General features: G+C 63.4%; 14 protein-coding genes. 1 reads left to right on the forward strand and 13 read right to left on the reverse strand.

Translation table 11 applies throughout. From position 1 onward, the window contains the following. Positions 1 to 115 precede the first annotated feature (115 nt). Complete coding sequence (rdgC, locus tag CNQ84_RS07590) at positions 116 to 1,033, forward strand: recombination-associated protein RdgC (RefSeq protein WP_096004278.1); 918 nt, start codon at positions 116 to 118, stop codon at positions 1,031 to 1,033. Between the two features lie 418 nt (positions 1,034 to 1,451). Here the strand turns inward: rdgC and bamD are convergent, their stop codons facing one another. The 13 genes from bamD to gspC are packed head-to-tail and all read right to left on the reverse strand — an operon-like array spanning position 1,452 to position 13,026. Then, positions 1,452 to 2,078: an outer membrane protein assembly factor BamD gene (gene bamD, locus CNQ84_RS07595; protein ID WP_165771243.1), complete on the reverse strand. Its 627-nt coding sequence runs from the start codon at positions 2,076 to 2,078 to the stop codon at positions 1,452 to 1,454. A gap of 14 nt (positions 2,079 to 2,092) precedes the next feature. Beyond that, positions 2,093 to 2,848: a type II secretion system protein N gene (locus CNQ84_RS07600; RefSeq protein WP_096004280.1), complete on the reverse strand. Its 756-nt coding sequence runs from the start codon at positions 2,846 to 2,848 to the stop codon at positions 2,093 to 2,095. Beyond that, positions 2,845 to 3,330, reverse strand: coding sequence for a type II secretion system protein GspM (gene gspM, locus CNQ84_RS07605; protein ID WP_096004281.1), 486 nt, complete (start codon positions 3,328 to 3,330; stop codon positions 2,845 to 2,847). Before gspM ends, CNQ84_RS07600 begins: the two co-directional genes overlap by 4 nt. After that, positions 3,327 to 4,550, reverse strand: coding sequence for a type II secretion system protein GspL (gene gspL / locus CNQ84_RS07610; protein WP_096004282.1), 1,224 nt, complete (start codon positions 4,548 to 4,550; stop codon positions 3,327 to 3,329). The genes gspM and gspL overlap by 4 nt, the downstream gene beginning before the upstream one ends. A 19-nt stretch (positions 4,551 to 4,569) precedes the next feature. Further along, positions 4,570 to 5,370 carry a type II secretion system minor pseudopilin GspK gene (gspK, locus tag CNQ84_RS07615; RefSeq protein WP_096004283.1) on the reverse strand — a complete coding sequence of 267 codons (801 nt, stop codon included), beginning with the start codon at positions 5,368 to 5,370 and terminating at the stop codon, positions 4,570 to 4,572. Beyond that, the gene (gene gspJ, locus CNQ84_RS07620; protein ID WP_096004284.1) at positions 5,367 to 5,987 is read right to left on the reverse strand and encodes a type II secretion system minor pseudopilin GspJ; all 621 of its coding nucleotides are present in this window, start codon (positions 5,985 to 5,987) and stop codon (positions 5,367 to 5,369) included. Before gspJ ends, gspK begins: the two co-directional genes overlap by 4 nt. Next, on the reverse strand, positions 5,984 to 6,373 hold the full coding sequence (gspI, locus tag CNQ84_RS07625; RefSeq protein ID WP_096004285.1) for a type II secretion system minor pseudopilin GspI: 390 nt from the start codon (positions 6,371 to 6,373) through the stop codon (positions 5,984 to 5,986). The genes gspJ and gspI overlap by 4 nt, the downstream gene beginning before the upstream one ends. Next, positions 6,360 to 6,902 (reverse strand): GspH/FimT family protein, encoded by a 543-nt coding sequence (locus tag CNQ84_RS07630; protein ID WP_096004286.1) that lies wholly within the window; start codon positions 6,900 to 6,902, stop codon positions 6,360 to 6,362. The genes gspI and CNQ84_RS07630 overlap by 14 nt, the downstream gene beginning before the upstream one ends. Then, positions 6,902 to 7,375, reverse strand: a complete 474-nt coding sequence (gspG, locus tag CNQ84_RS07635; RefSeq protein WP_096004334.1) for a type II secretion system major pseudopilin GspG — start codon at positions 7,373 to 7,375, stop codon at positions 6,902 to 6,904. The genes CNQ84_RS07630 and gspG overlap by 1 nt, the downstream gene beginning before the upstream one ends. 2 nt (positions 7,376 to 7,377) lie before the next feature. Next, positions 7,378 to 8,589, reverse strand: coding sequence for a type II secretion system inner membrane protein GspF (gspF, locus tag CNQ84_RS07640; protein ID WP_096004287.1), 1,212 nt, complete (start codon positions 8,587 to 8,589; stop codon positions 7,378 to 7,380). Positions 8,590 to 8,591: 2 nt separating this feature from the next. Continuing rightward, positions 8,592 to 10,106, reverse strand: coding sequence for a type II secretion system ATPase GspE (gspE, locus tag CNQ84_RS07645; RefSeq protein ID WP_096004288.1), 1,515 nt, complete (start codon positions 10,104 to 10,106; stop codon positions 8,592 to 8,594). A gap of 2 nt (positions 10,107 to 10,108) precedes the next feature. Next, positions 10,109 to 12,160: a type II secretion system secretin GspD gene (gene gspD / locus CNQ84_RS07650; RefSeq protein WP_096004289.1), complete on the reverse strand. Its 2,052-nt coding sequence runs from the start codon at positions 12,158 to 12,160 to the stop codon at positions 10,109 to 10,111. Positions 12,161 to 12,165: 5 nt separating this feature from the next. Continuing rightward, positions 12,166 to 13,026 (reverse strand): type II secretion system protein GspC, encoded by an 861-nt coding sequence (gene gspC / locus CNQ84_RS07655; protein ID WP_096004290.1) that lies wholly within the window; start codon positions 13,024 to 13,026, stop codon positions 12,166 to 12,168. Between the last annotated feature and the right edge of the window lie 58 nt (positions 13,027 to 13,084).

A 13,084-nucleotide genomic window follows, 5' to 3' on the forward strand; every position in this document is an offset into this window, starting at 1 on the left:
GCACTATTGGGCGCTTTCCCCGGGAAGCACAATCGAACCGACCCGCCCAGCGATGGCCGAGGAGGCTCCTTCGTTCGTTGCTTCCCAAGACCTTAGCAACAGAAAGGACAGCACCATGTGGTTTCGTAACCTGCTCATCTATCGCTTCAGCCAACCCGTTCCCTTCAGCGAATCCGAGCTGGTCGACGCGCTCGAACAGAAAGCCGCCCGCCCTTGCGCCAGCCAGGAGACTCATACCCTTGGCTGGACCACCCCCTGGGGCCGTCACTCGGAAAACCGCGTAGAGGTCAGCAACGGCTACTGGCTGATCGCCATGCGCAAGGAAGAGCGCATCCTGCCCGGCAGCGTGGTGAAAGAAGCACTGGCCGAGAAGGTCGAGGAGATCGAAAATCGCGACGCGCGCAAGATATACAAGAAAGAGCGCGATACGCTAAAGGACGACATCGTCATGTCGTTGCTGCCACGCGCCTTCACTCGCACTCAGACCACCTTTGCCTGCATCTGCCCGGCCGAAGGCTGGATCGCGGTCGACAGCTCCAGCCACAAGCGTGCCGAGGACCTGCTGAGCCTGCTGCGCGAATGCACCGGCTCGCTGCCCGTCCGCCCCTTGAACGTGAAGGCCGCGCCGGCTGCCTGCATGACCCAGTGGGTGAAGGAAAACCAGGCACCCGAGCAACTGCAGATCGGCGACGACTGCGAGCTGCGCGACACCAGTGAAGACGGCGGCGTGGTGCGCTGCAAACGTCAGGACCTGGCCAGCGACGAAATCCAGCTGCATCTGAGCGCCGGCAAGCAGGTCAGCCAACTGATGCTGCAATGGCAGGAGAAGCTCAGTTTCAGCCTGGACGACAAGCTGACACTCAAGCGTGTGAAGTTCGAGGATTTATTGCGCGACGAAGCGGAAGAAAATGGCGGCGACGACATGCTGAGCCAGCTGGACGCCAGTTTCACCATCATGGCCAGCACCCTCAGTGAGCTGATCCCCTCGCTCACCAACGCCCTGGGTGGCGAGGACATCCCGCAGGGCGTCTGAGCCGCTCCTGGATGCCGCGTGCGTGCCGACTGAAGCAGTCGGCACGCCCTCCTACCGTCGCTCTGGACTGTTCAATTCTCGCCGTCACAAGGCAGCCAGCCCTGACAGAACAAGGGTTACAGAGAGCTATCCACAATATCTGTGGATAACTTTGTGGATAGCCTGATCAAAAGCACCTCAAAGCTATAGAGACTGGGCCACCCTCTCAGAATGGTTAAAATTTAACCTATTTTTTTCCCTTTAAAATCAATGGCTTACTTTGCTCGCAAGAATATCAATCACTTACAAGCCGACTTGACGAATTCATGACAGCACGCCCCAGGTTTGTGCACAAACCTGGGGACGTCAGCCCTGATCCAGGGCAAGTTTTTCTCAAAACAAGCCATAAAATGCTTGACTCTGAAGGACAAGCTCAGCTCTACAGCCCCTGATAATCCATCAGCCAGGCAATGGCGGCCGCCGCCGCTGGTGTGCGCGGGTAGTTGTCTCGCAGATAGCGCATGCGGCGCTCCGCTCGCGCCTTCTGACCATGCTCCGCATCCACCAGTGCGAGGTCATACTCGGCCTGAGCCATGCCCTGCAGAATGGCTTCCATACGGGTAGCCAGTTCACTGCGATACTGCGACTGCGGATAGGCACGTACAAAGGCGACCATCTGGCTGTGCGCCAGGCGGCCTTGCTCCAGACGCTGCACACTGTCGCCAGCCGCAAGTTCAAACCGCGCATAGGGAATCAACGCGGCCAGATAGGCGGCGTAGTCTTGATCGGCTCGCTGGGCAAAATGGTTCTGATAGTCCACCAGCAGCTGCTCGCTAAGGCCCAGACGGCCATTGGTCAGACATTGATAGGCCGCCTCCAGGTGCAGCGAGGCCTGCTGAGCCGCCACCACCTCATTGCTCAGCTCCGGCGTACACTGCCCCATACTCAGCCGTGCTCTCAGATCGGCCAGCGACGAGTCGCTCGGCTGGCTCACCCGGTTACCGGCGCAGCCGCCCAACACCAGGGCCAATGCCATCACACCGGCAGACCGCAGCACCACTCCCATAGTCCACTCCTTGCTCATTGCAGATTAGCCCGCCAGCGTACCCACCCTTCGGCATCCGCACGCCCCAGCAGGCCGAGCCCTTCGGCCAGCGCGGGCTCTGCCTCCGGGCGAGCCTGCAGCCGGGTATCCAGTTTCAGAGGCGCCGCCGGCTGCCAGCGTGCACTGCCCTGCAAACCCAGCGGACCGCCGTTGTCGGCCAAGGTCATCACCAACCAACCGTTGTCCTGGCTCAGCGTAGCGCCCAGGTCCCCCAGCGCCAGCGGGTTGGGTAAGCCACCACCGGCATTTTGCCAGCCGATGCGTCCAGTAGCCCGTGTTACCTCCCGAAAATCCTGCAATTGCAGCTCACTGATATCCAACAGCCAGTCGCCCTGCAGCACAAAGGGCGCCTTGTTGACCTGCGCCATGCTGGCTGCATCGAGATAGCCATTGACCTGCTGCAGGGTAATGCTGCCAAGGCCGGCGCGGACCAATGCTCGCACCTGGCCCTTGCGCGGCCGCCAGCTGAGGTCCAGCACCACCTCCCCGCGCAGCAGCCCGCCTGGCTGCCAATCCCAGCTGAGACCGCCCTGATCAATACCAGCGACCTGCATGCGCGCCACCTCACCCTGCCACAGGGTGCCGCGCAACCCGGTCAGCTCAACACGGGTGGGCAGATGCCCTTTTAACGACTGCCAAACCAGGGTGGCCGGAAGATTGGCCAGCAGGGTCGCCAGCAGGACCAGCGTCGCCAGCAACCACAACCTTTTGCCTCGGATCCAGCCACTCATTGGCTACGCTCCACCAAAATGCGAGCGGCGACCTGACCGGGCGCCTCAGCCACGTCAATGGACAACTGGGACACCTGTAAACCCTGCCGCAGTTCCAGGTCGGCCAGCCAGCTCATCAGCGGGTCAAACCCCACCTGGTCAAAGCTCAGCCGCGCACCGTCGCCTTCGGGTTGCACGCGGGTCAGGGCCTGCCGCAGGCCGGCGGCGTTGGCCGACACCTCGATCAGCGTCAACACCGATCCTTGCGCGGGTACGCCACCGCCGCTCGGTGCCAGACGCGCACGACGGCGAACATCATCGGCTACCTGATCCATCCAGACCGCTTCAGCCGAGAGTCGGGCCACTTCCGCGCGCAAGGCACTGCGTCCCTGCACCAGAGGCTCCCAGACCGCCACCCAGATCACAATCAGCGCCAGCACCACGCCACCGCCCATCAGAATAAACCGCTCTCTGGCGGCCAGCCCCGCCCACCAGGCCTTCATGACTCACTCCTTGCGATACGAATCCGCGCGCTGACGCCGCCATTTTCCGAGTCGGCGCCTTCCAGGTTTTCGGTGATACCTGCGCTTGCCGACAAGGCCGCGCGCAGTTTTTCCAGCTCGGCGAAACTGGCTACCTTCAACTCGACATCCAGCGCATCGACGCTGCCGCGCAACTGACGTATTTCCACACCGGCCTGCCCTTTCACGCTGGCAAAGAATGCATGCAGCAGCATGCCTGCACCGGCCTGAACCTGACCATTGGAGCCTTGTAGCTGCTGCTGAAACTGCACCAGCGGATCCTGCATACGCGCCCCGGGCAGGGCACGGGAAAAGGTGGCATCAATCTGGCTACGCAGGGCGTCGCGCTCGTCAATGAGTGCCGCGCGCTCAGCGCCCAGCCAGCCAACAGCCAACAGCAAAACCACACCGGCAGCAGCCATTACCGGTCGCAATTTACGCCAGGGCGGAGCCGCCATACTCACCGCATAGGGGCCGGTCAGCAGGTTGAAGGGTGCCGCCACGCTCAAGTGCTGCTGCAGACTCACCGCCGCCTCGGCAGGCGCTACGGCTACTAGTCGGGTGTCCGCAGGCACGCCGGCCTGCAACGCGTTGATGTCGCTGTCCGGCGCTTCCAGCACCCGCTGCTCGGGTGCCAGCAGCTGCAGGCGATTGCCCAGCCAGAACGACAGTAGCGCTTGCTCCAGCAGCACCGGTTCCTCGTCGCTGGCGCAGACCAGCCAGCCTGGTGCCTGCGGCCAATCCAGCGCGATCAGGCGCAGCCCCTCGGCCGGCGCCTGATCGGCGTACAGTGCCGCCAACGGCAACAGCGCCTCAACACGCAGCCCGGCCTGGGCGAAGCGTTCGGTCCAACGGGTCATCACGCTGTGCTCGACAACGGCAGCACTGACGCGGCCATCATCGCGCCTGGGCCCCATGACGATGTGCAGGTCGTCCAGCTCCTGACTCAGGCGTTCTTCCAGCGCGTAGGGCAGCGCCGCACGCAAGGCGGCCGCGCGCTGGCCTGGCAACGTCACCCGATGCAGGCCGACGCCCTCGGGCAACAGCGCGCGCACCCGCTCTCCGGCAAAGCGCTGCCGCAAAGCGTCAAGGCTGTCGCAGCCCTGCTCAAGGGGCTGCCCCTCGCGCCCCAGGCGCCACCAATGCAATGGCTCGTCCTGCTCGGAAGCAGCGGCTACTGCGGACAAAAGCACTATCAACATGCACGCATTCCTGTTGTTGTCACGGCTCGCAGGCCGTCTGTTCGCGCAACACTACCTTGCCATTCGGCGCATCCAGCAGTGTGCACTGATAAAACTGTCGTTCGCCGAAGCTGGCTACCACCTGCAGCCGCATGAACCAGGGCGCGTCGCCACCCACACCCTGATCGGCAAAAATCTCCTGCATCAACTCGCTGCTGCGCTCCAGATCAATCGGGCTCTGGTCCGACGGATAAGCCGTCACATAAGGCGCCAGCGCCTGCCAGGCTTCGGGCGTCATGCCGCTGACGGCGTTGAGTTCCGAGGCCACCAACATGGTCCGGTTGGCCGACAGGCGCGGCGGCGTGTCCAGTTGATACACAGCGTCATCGGTTTCCGGATCCATCCAGTCACTGACCGCCAGCGCCAGCTGACTGCCTGGTGGCAGACTGACGCCGGCGTCACGTCCCACCCGATCGACCAACTGGGCAAACAGCGCCTGCTGTCGTTCATCGCCGCCCGCCAGCGCATTGAGATTGAAGCGGCAACGCATGTCATCCAGGGTGGCCTGCAGCTGCACCTGATCGACCTCAAAGGGCAATACCGGGGACAGGCAGGTATCCCAGATCAGATCGTCCGGGCCGTCCGCCTGCTCCAGAACCTGCAGCACCATTTTTTCCGCACCCAGGGCAATTTCCCGCGACAGGTCCCGCTCGAATACCGCGCTGCTGCGGCGAATATCGGCCTGCCCGCGCATGGCCATACCCACCGCCGCCGTCACCGCCAACGCGACAATCAGCAGCGCGGTAATCAGGGCCACACCCTGCTGCCGTTGACGCTTCATTGGCCCACCGCGATCAGGCGCCGGATCTGCCCCAGACGCGGCAACTCCAGCACCACTTCAACGGCCAGGGGCAGTTGGCTGGACTGCGGATCCAGGTCGGCCGGCGGCCAGCTGTCGACCCGCTCCAGCCCGCTGGCACCACGCACGATAAAGTGAAAGCTGCTATCCACACCCAGCTGCTCGTCTTCACCCACCAGCTCGGCAAAGGGCTGCATGCGACGGCTGTCGGCATCAGCGATATCCACACCCGGCCAGAGATCGCGCTCCAGCCCTCGCTCGGTCAGACGCCAGGCGGTGCGCCGCAGACGCTCGGTGCCGCCAGCACCGGCACGCACCAGCTCCAGCAGAGGGTAATCATCCGAGCCGGGCAGCAGTCGCAGTGGCGGCAGGCGATCGCCAAACTCGTCACGCACACGGATATCCACCAGTTGCGACAGGTCACGCTCCAGCACGCTCAGACTGACCTGCAGGTCAGCCAATACCTGGGCGTGCTCACGGCTGACCTCGTTCACCTGCAGCACCGAACGCAGCCCCTGATAAGCGACCACACTCATGATCGCGAACACGGCCATCGCCACCAGCAGCTCCAGCAGGGTAACCCCCCCTTGCCGCGTCATGGCAGGACAAACCCGCTGACCAGCGCCCGCTGTTCAGTCTCGCCGCCGGGCATCAGCCATACCCGAATATCGATACGCTTGACCGCTGGCAGCGGAAACGGCGCCTTGGCCGTGTAATCGCTGATGCTGGCCTGATAACCAAACTGGTAAGGCCCCATAGTGCTGTTGCCGCGCAGATCGCCGTCGGCGGCCGGCCGCATGCCGGACTGGTACTCGGCCAGCAGGTTGCTGCCAGCCCAGTGCGCCAGGGTTCTCTCCTGCAGATAGGCACTGTTGCGCGCATGGTCACTGCCCGCCTTTACCAGCGCAGCCAGTGCCACAGCCAGAATGGTCAGCGCCACCAGCACTTCGAGCAGGGTAAAGCCGGCGTGCTTACGGGCGTTCACTGAGTACCTCGATCTGACCGTTCAGGTCGGTCCTGATATAGCGCTTGAGATTGCCCTTGGTTTCAGTCAGCACAATCAGTCCAGGCGTCATCTCGCCGGTATTGCCCAACCGTATCTGCGGTGTCCAGGCGGTGCTGCCGGACAGCCGACCAGCCTGCTCATCGGCCTCAAAGTCCAGCTCAATCAGTCCCTCTGGCAGCCAGTGCGGGCCGAGCTGCGGGTCCTGCACGGGCTGCCACTCGCGGCTGGCGTCATCCAGCAGCACCAGATCCAGCACGCTGTAACTGCCACACCGCAACCCCAGCGCCCGCTCGTTGCCCCCACTGATCAGCAGTTCGTCACGCGCCAGGCGCAATACGGCCGCCAGCCGATCGCTCTCCTTGCGCAGCTCCCGCTCGGCACCGTTACCCAGCGACAGGGTCGCCAGGCCCGCAATGACGCCGATCAACACCAGCACCACCAGGACCTCGATCAGGGTAAAGCCGGCAGTGGAGGCAGGCGCCGTCCGGCGGGCGGGAGAGGAAAACATCAGCGCTCGCTGTTCTGGTTCTGATCCAGGTTCCAGTTGCCGATATCGGCGTTGTTATCCGTGCCGCCGGCACGGCCATCGGCGCCATAGCTGTAGAGGTCAAACAGGCGGCCGTCACGTCCCGGGGTCTGGTACACGTAATCGTTACCCCAAGGGTCCTGCTGCAGGCGATCCAGGTAGCCTCCGTCACGCCAGTTGCGCGGCGCATCCTGGCCAGTCGGGCGCTGTACCAATGCACGCAGCCCCTGCTCGGTGGTGGGGTAGCCGAAATTGTCGAGGCGATACAGGTTGAGTGCGCTTTCAATCGCGCGGATATCGCTCTGCACCTTGGTGGTACGCGCCTGATCCGGACGATCCATGACTCGGGGCACCACCACGGCGGCCAGAATGCCGAGAATCACCACGACCACCATGACCTCGATCAAAGTAAAACCGCGCTGCGCCGCGCGGCCCAGGGTTTGCTTGTGGGACATCATCAGTTCACCAGTTGGTTGAGTTCAAAGATTGGCAGCAGAATGGCCAGCACAATCACCAGCACCACTGCGCCCATGGTCAGAATCAGCAGGGGCTCAAAGACCCCCATCACCATCGCGATACGCGCTTCCAGCTCGCGCTCCTGGGTCTCGGCAGCGCGCTCGAGCATACTGTCCAGGGTGCCGCTGCTTTCGCCGCTCTTGATCAGGCTGAGCGTCATCGCCGGAAAATAGCCGCTGCGCTCCAGCGCCAGCCCCACCCCGGCCCCCTCGCGCACGCGCTGGGCAGCAGCGGAGACCGCCTCGCGCATGGGCAGGTTGGAGATCACACTGGCGCTCATGTTCAGCGCATCCAGCAAGGGCACACCGCTACCCGCCAAAATATTCAGGGTACGGGCAAAGCGCGCGGTGTTCAGCCCCCGGGTCAGCCGACCGATCAGCGGCAGGCGCAACAGAAAGTCGTGCCAGCGGCGCTGGTAGGCCGGCTTTTTCAGCAGCGTGCGCGCGCCATAAATCAGCCCCGCCAGCACCAGCAGCATCAGAATGCCCCAATCACGCAGGGTGTCGCTGACGGCAATCAGCGAGCGCGTCAACAGCGGCAGTTCCTGGTTCATACCGTCAAAGACCTTGACCACCTCCGGCACCACATAGGTCAGCAGCGCGACGGTCACCAGCAGCGCCACACAGGTGAGAATCGCCGGATAGAACATCGCCAGCTGAATCTTCTGGCGCATGGCGTTCTGCGCCTCGACGTTATCAGCCAGCCGCTCCAGCACCAGATCCAGGCGACCGGCCTGTTCACCGGCAGCAATGGTGGTGCGGTAGATAACCGGAAAGACCGACGGGAATTCACCCAGCGCGTGGGCCAGCGGCAAGCCTTCCATGACCCGGGTGCGCACCGCGGTCAGCGCCGAGCGTACGCGGGGGGATTCGCTTTGCCGGGCGACCGTGGCTAGCACTTCTTCGATTGGCAGGCCGGCCCGCGCCAGGGTGGCCATCTGCCGAGTTGCCAGCGCCAGCTCCAGCGGTTTGATGCGCTGCTGAAAAACCGGCATGCGCAGCAACGCCTGACGCTCGGCAACCTGGCTGACCGACATCGGCGTAAGACCCTGCTCGCGCAGGCGGCTACGCACCTGACGCGGGGAGTCGCCCTCCTCTACCCCTTTGCGGGTGCGGCCGGTGCCGTCCAGTGCGGTGTATTCAAAGGCTGGCATCCTCAGTCCTCCCGCGTCACGCGCAGCACTTCTTCCAGCGTGGTATCACCGGCCAGTACGCGGCGCAGGCCATCCTGACGAATGCCCATCTGCGCCAGCCGGGCGTGGCGCACCATCGCCTGTTCGCTGGCACCATCGTGAATCAGGCCACGCAGGGTGTCGTCAATCTCGACCAGCTCATAGATGCCGGTGCGTCCGCGATAGCCCGTGCCGTTACAAGCAGCGCAGCCAGTCGCGCGATACAGCGTTGGCGGCTGCTCCGGCGCAACCCCCATCAGGCGGCATTCACTGGCGCTGGCCTGATGCGGTTCGCGGCAATCCGGGCAGAGCGTACGCACCAGCCGCTGAGCCAGTACACCGTTCAAGGTCGAGGACAGCAGAAAGGGTTCAATGCCCATGTCACGCAGACGGGTAATGGCGCCGACGGCGGTATTGGTGTGCAGGGTGGAGAACACCAGGTGGCCGGTCAGACTGGCCTGAATGGCGATCTGCACGGTATCCACGTCACGGATCTCACCGACCATCACCACATCCGGGTCCTGACGCAGAATCGCGCGCAGGCCGCGGGCAAAGGTCATGTCGACCTTGTTGTTGATCTGCGTCTGGCCGATACCGTCGAGGTAGTACTCGATCGGGTCTTCAACGGTGAGAATGTTGCGGCTGCGGTCATTCAGGCGCATCAAGGCCGAGTACAAGGTGGTGGTCTTGCCCGAGCCGGTAGGGCCGGTAACCAGCACGATCCCGTGTGGCCGGCTGATCACCCGCTCCATGGCGTCATAGTGTTCGGTGCACATGCCCAGTTGGCGCAGTTCCAGACGGCCAGCCTGCTTGTCGAGCAGACGCAGCACCACTCGCTCGCCGTGCCCGGACGGCAAGGTCGACACCCGCACATCGACTGCCCGACCCACCAGACGCAGGCCGATCCGACCGTCCTGCGGCAGGCGCTTTTCGGCGATATCCAGCTTGGCCATGACCTTGATACGCGAGACGATCACCGGCGCCAGCGCACGCGGCGGCTCCAGTACCTCGCGCAGCACGCCGTCGACCCGCAGGCGAATCGACAGGCGGTTCTCAAAGGGTTCGATATGGATATCGGAGGCGTTTTCCTTGACCGCCTCGGACAACAGCGCATTGATCAGACGAATGATCGGCGCTTCGTCCTGGGATTCCAGCAGGTCTTCAGGCTCGGCCAGTGACTGCGCAACCGAGAGCAGATCAGCGTCATCACTGAGCCCCTCGACAAACTGCATCGCGTCATTGGCCGAGCGCTCGTAGCGGTCACGCAGGCGCGCCGCAAAGCTGTCATCGTCCAACACCACCGGCAGCAGCGGGTGCCCCAAACGACGACGCAGCTCCAGCAGGCCCTGCGGGTCGCAATCGGCACGCACGAAAACTTCCATCTGGCCGTCTTCACGCAGGCTGCCGGCCAATACCCCGACCCGCCGAGCGAAGCGATAACCGGTATCAGTCGGCGCACTGGCAGGGGCGACCTGGGAGAGGATGTCCGACTCGCTCATGGTCAGTCTCCGCTCGCCGCCGGCGGCGCGCTGATAGTCGCCGGTGGCGTACCCTGCATGGCATTCTCAAACGGCGGCGGCAGGGTCAGCAGGTAGTTCCAGTCAGGCAGAATCGGCACGCCATCGCCCACATCCAGACGCCCGCGACGATTCTGCTCAGCCACCTGCTGGTCACGAATATAGCTGTACTTGCTGTGGGTCAGGCTCTGCGCCACCGCCGAGTCTCGTACGATCACCGGCCGCAGGAAGACCATCAGGTTGCGTTTTTGCAGCGAGGCCGTGTCATAGCGGAACAAGCGACCCAGGCCCGGTACATCGCCCAGTACCGGCACCTTGTCAGTGGTTTCTACCATCTGATCATCAATCAGGCCGCCCAGCACGATCATCTGGTTGTCATCGACCATGACATGCGTTGTCAGGCTGCGCTTGTTGGTAATGATGTCCGCCGCTCCGCTGACCCCAGGTGCGATCTGCGACACCTCCTGTGCAATCTCCAGGCGCACGGCGTCGCCCTCGTTGATCTGCGGACGGATCTTCAGCGTGATACCCACGTCTTCACGTTGAATGGTGTCAAATGCCTGCCCGGAATCCTCCACCGAGCGGCCGACAATAAAGGGCACGTTCTGGCCGACGACAATCTCGGCCTCTTCATTGTCCAGGGTCAGCAGGCTGGGCGTGGACAGAATGTTGCTCGCGGTGTCGCCCTGCAGGGCGTTGACCAGCAGGGCAATCTGGGTGCTGCCGATTGAACCTATGCCGCCGAGACTCATACCACTGCCCAGGGACGGCGGCGTGCTGACATCACCGTCCAGAAAGGCATTCACGCCGGCGGCAATGTCAATAATGCCGTTGCCGTTGCGGTTGAAATTGATAATACCGACGCCCGAATCCTCGCTGCCGATCCCCCACTGCACGCCCAGCTCCTTGGCGCGGTCATAGGACACCTCGGCAATCACCGCCTCGACCAGCACCTGGGCGCGGCGAATGTCCAGCTGACGGATGATTGACGACAGCTCGCGCGACAGCTCCGCCGGCCCGTATATCACCACCGAGTTGGTGCTCTCGTGGGCTTCGATACGCACGCGATTCTGCTCGGCCAGGTTAGTACCGGCGCTGCTGGAAGAGCCCATACTGGAATTGCCTACCGAGCCGCTGCTGTTGTTGCGCTCGCGCCCCTCGGCGATACCGCGCAACACCTCGGCAACCTCTTCGGCCTTGGCGTAGCGCAGATAATGCACCTGGGTATTACCCTGGTTACCGGCGACATCAAGCTGACGTACCACGGTGCGCAAGCCTGCGCGCGCCTCGGGGTCGCCGCGCAGAATGACCGAGTTGGTCCGCTCGTCGGCAATCAGTTTCGGGCCGCGGGCAAACTCCTCGGCAGGGGCATTGGAATCCAGCCCCTGCACAATGCGCACGACATCCAGCGCCGAGGCGTGCTGCAGCGGCAGCACTTCAAAGTCTTCCATTGATTCGCGATCGATACGCGAGATCAGCGCCTTGATACGGCGCACGTTGGCCGCCGTATCGGCAATAACCAGCGAGTTGGACTGGGCCGCCGCAGCCAGATGCCCGCCCTTGGGTACCAGCGGACGCAGGATGCGCACCAGCTGGCCGGCATCCATGTTGTTTACCGTCAGCACCTCGGTAATGTATTCATCGCCGGGGGTATCGTCGCCAAGAACCGCCACTTCGTTTTCCTTGGCCTGCACTTCCGGCACGATACGCACCAGCCCGTCACTGCCGCGCACGGCGGCAAAGCCCTGGGACTTGAGGACGCTGAGGAAGATGTCGTACAGCTCGTCGCGCCGAATCGGCTGCCCGGAGACCACGTTGACCTCGCCACGCACACGCGGGTCAACAATAAAGTTGATACCGGTTTCCTGGCTGACGATCTCGATCAGGCCATTGATGTCCGCATCACGCAGATTGAGGACCAGATCTTCCCCGTCTGCCGCTGCCCCTGCGGTCTGAGCCGCCAGCGGACCGCTCAGCGCCCCCAAACCCAATGCCAGCGCCAGCGCCAGCCGCTGCTTCCGAAACTGCATCGACATCTGTATCAATCCATCGTAATCGTTATATTCATCGGTTCACCGTCACGTTCCAGCGATAGCGTCACCGAACTCGCGTCGGTCAACTCGCGCAGAATGTCGCGGTAATCCTCGATTTGCGATACCGGCGTGCCATCCACGTCGGTAATCACATCCCCCCCCTTCAGCCCTGCCGCCTCGAACTCGCGCACATTGCGCGACGGCGAGACCTCGAGGCCGTACATCACGCCATCCACCATCACCGGGTTGGCACTGATCACTTCCATAAAGCGTTGCGGATCGTTCAGCCAGGCGTCGCGATCTATCCGCGCCACCCCACCATCCGGCGCCAGCGTCTGCGTGTTGTCTGTAGTGGGCAGGCTGGCCAGCCGCGCGCTGCTGCGCCCGGCACCGGCCGATTGGTTGCGTTTGAGCCGCAAGGTCTCCAGCTGACCGTCACGCATCAGCATGACGCGGTCAGGCAGCACCTGCTCCAGGCGCACCTGGCCCGGCAGGCTGGCACCCACGCGATAGAGTTTTTCCGGTTGGCCCTGGGTAACCAGGATGGCGGCGCTGCGCGCCGGGTCGGGATCGGAGAGCACGCCCTTGAGGGTCCAGCTCAACTTGGTGTCAGGGGCGTTGATTTCCAGCGGTTGCTGGTCAGCACGGCCCAGCGGCGACAGCAGGGCCAGCTCGCGAAATCCGGGATAGGTCGGGGTGTTGTTGTCGGCATCGGTTGCCAGGGCAAGGGGGCTGGCAGCAGGCAGTACGCTTTGCGGCGCTATCACGGCCCAGACCAGGTGCCCCAGAATCCAGGCGCCCAGCAGAACCAGCAAGGCGGTGACGACAGTGACAGCAGATTCCAGTGAAGGGCGGGCAACCGTGCGCATGCATTCTCCGAGGCAAAGACAACTGGCCACATGGGGTGGCCGGGTCAGCAGATGAAAA

Source organism: Pseudomonas abyssi (assembly GCF_002307495.1).
Classification (GTDB): domain Bacteria; phylum Pseudomonadota; class Gammaproteobacteria; order Pseudomonadales; family Pseudomonadaceae; genus Halopseudomonas; species Halopseudomonas abyssi.

Bases quoted from the DNA above. Each gene is read 5' to 3' on its own strand.
- rdgC (WP_096004278.1), top strand. From the start codon at position 116: ATGTGGTTTCGTAACCTGCTCATCTATCGCTTCAGCCAACCCGTTCCC.
- bamD (WP_165771243.1), bottom strand. From the start codon at position 2,078: ATGGGAGTGGTGCTGCGGTCTGCCGGTGTGATGGCATTGGCCCTGGTG.
- CNQ84_RS07600 (WP_096004280.1), bottom strand. From the start codon at position 2,848: ATGAGTGGCTGGATCCGAGGCAAAAGGTTGTGGTTGCTGGCGACGCTG.
- gspM (WP_096004281.1), bottom strand. From the start codon at position 3,330: ATGAAGGCCTGGTGGGCGGGGCTGGCCGCCAGAGAGCGGTTTATTCTG.
- gspL (WP_096004282.1), bottom strand. From the start codon at position 4,550: ATGTTGATAGTGCTTTTGTCCGCAGTAGCCGCTGCTTCCGAGCAGGAC.
- gspK (WP_096004283.1), bottom strand. From the start codon at position 5,370: ATGAAGCGTCAACGGCAGCAGGGTGTGGCCCTGATTACCGCGCTGCTG.
- gspJ (WP_096004284.1), bottom strand. From the start codon at position 5,987: ATGACGCGGCAAGGGGGGGTTACCCTGCTGGAGCTGCTGGTGGCGATG.
- CNQ84_RS07630 (WP_096004286.1), bottom strand. From the start codon at position 6,902: ATGTTTTCCTCTCCCGCCCGCCGGACGGCGCCTGCCTCCACTGCCGGC.
- gspG (WP_096004334.1), bottom strand. From the start codon at position 7,375: ATGTCCCACAAGCAAACCCTGGGCCGCGCGGCGCAGCGCGGTTTTACT.
- gspF (WP_096004287.1), bottom strand. From the start codon at position 8,589: ATGCCAGCCTTTGAATACACCGCACTGGACGGCACCGGCCGCACCCGC.
- gspE (WP_096004288.1), bottom strand. From the start codon at position 10,106: ATGAGCGAGTCGGACATCCTCTCCCAGGTCGCCCCTGCCAGTGCGCCG.
- gspD (WP_096004289.1), bottom strand. From the start codon at position 12,160: ATGTCGATGCAGTTTCGGAAGCAGCGGCTGGCGCTGGCGCTGGCATTG.
- gspC (WP_096004290.1), bottom strand. From the start codon at position 13,026: ATGCGCACGGTTGCCCGCCCTTCACTGGAATCTGCTGTCACTGTCGTC.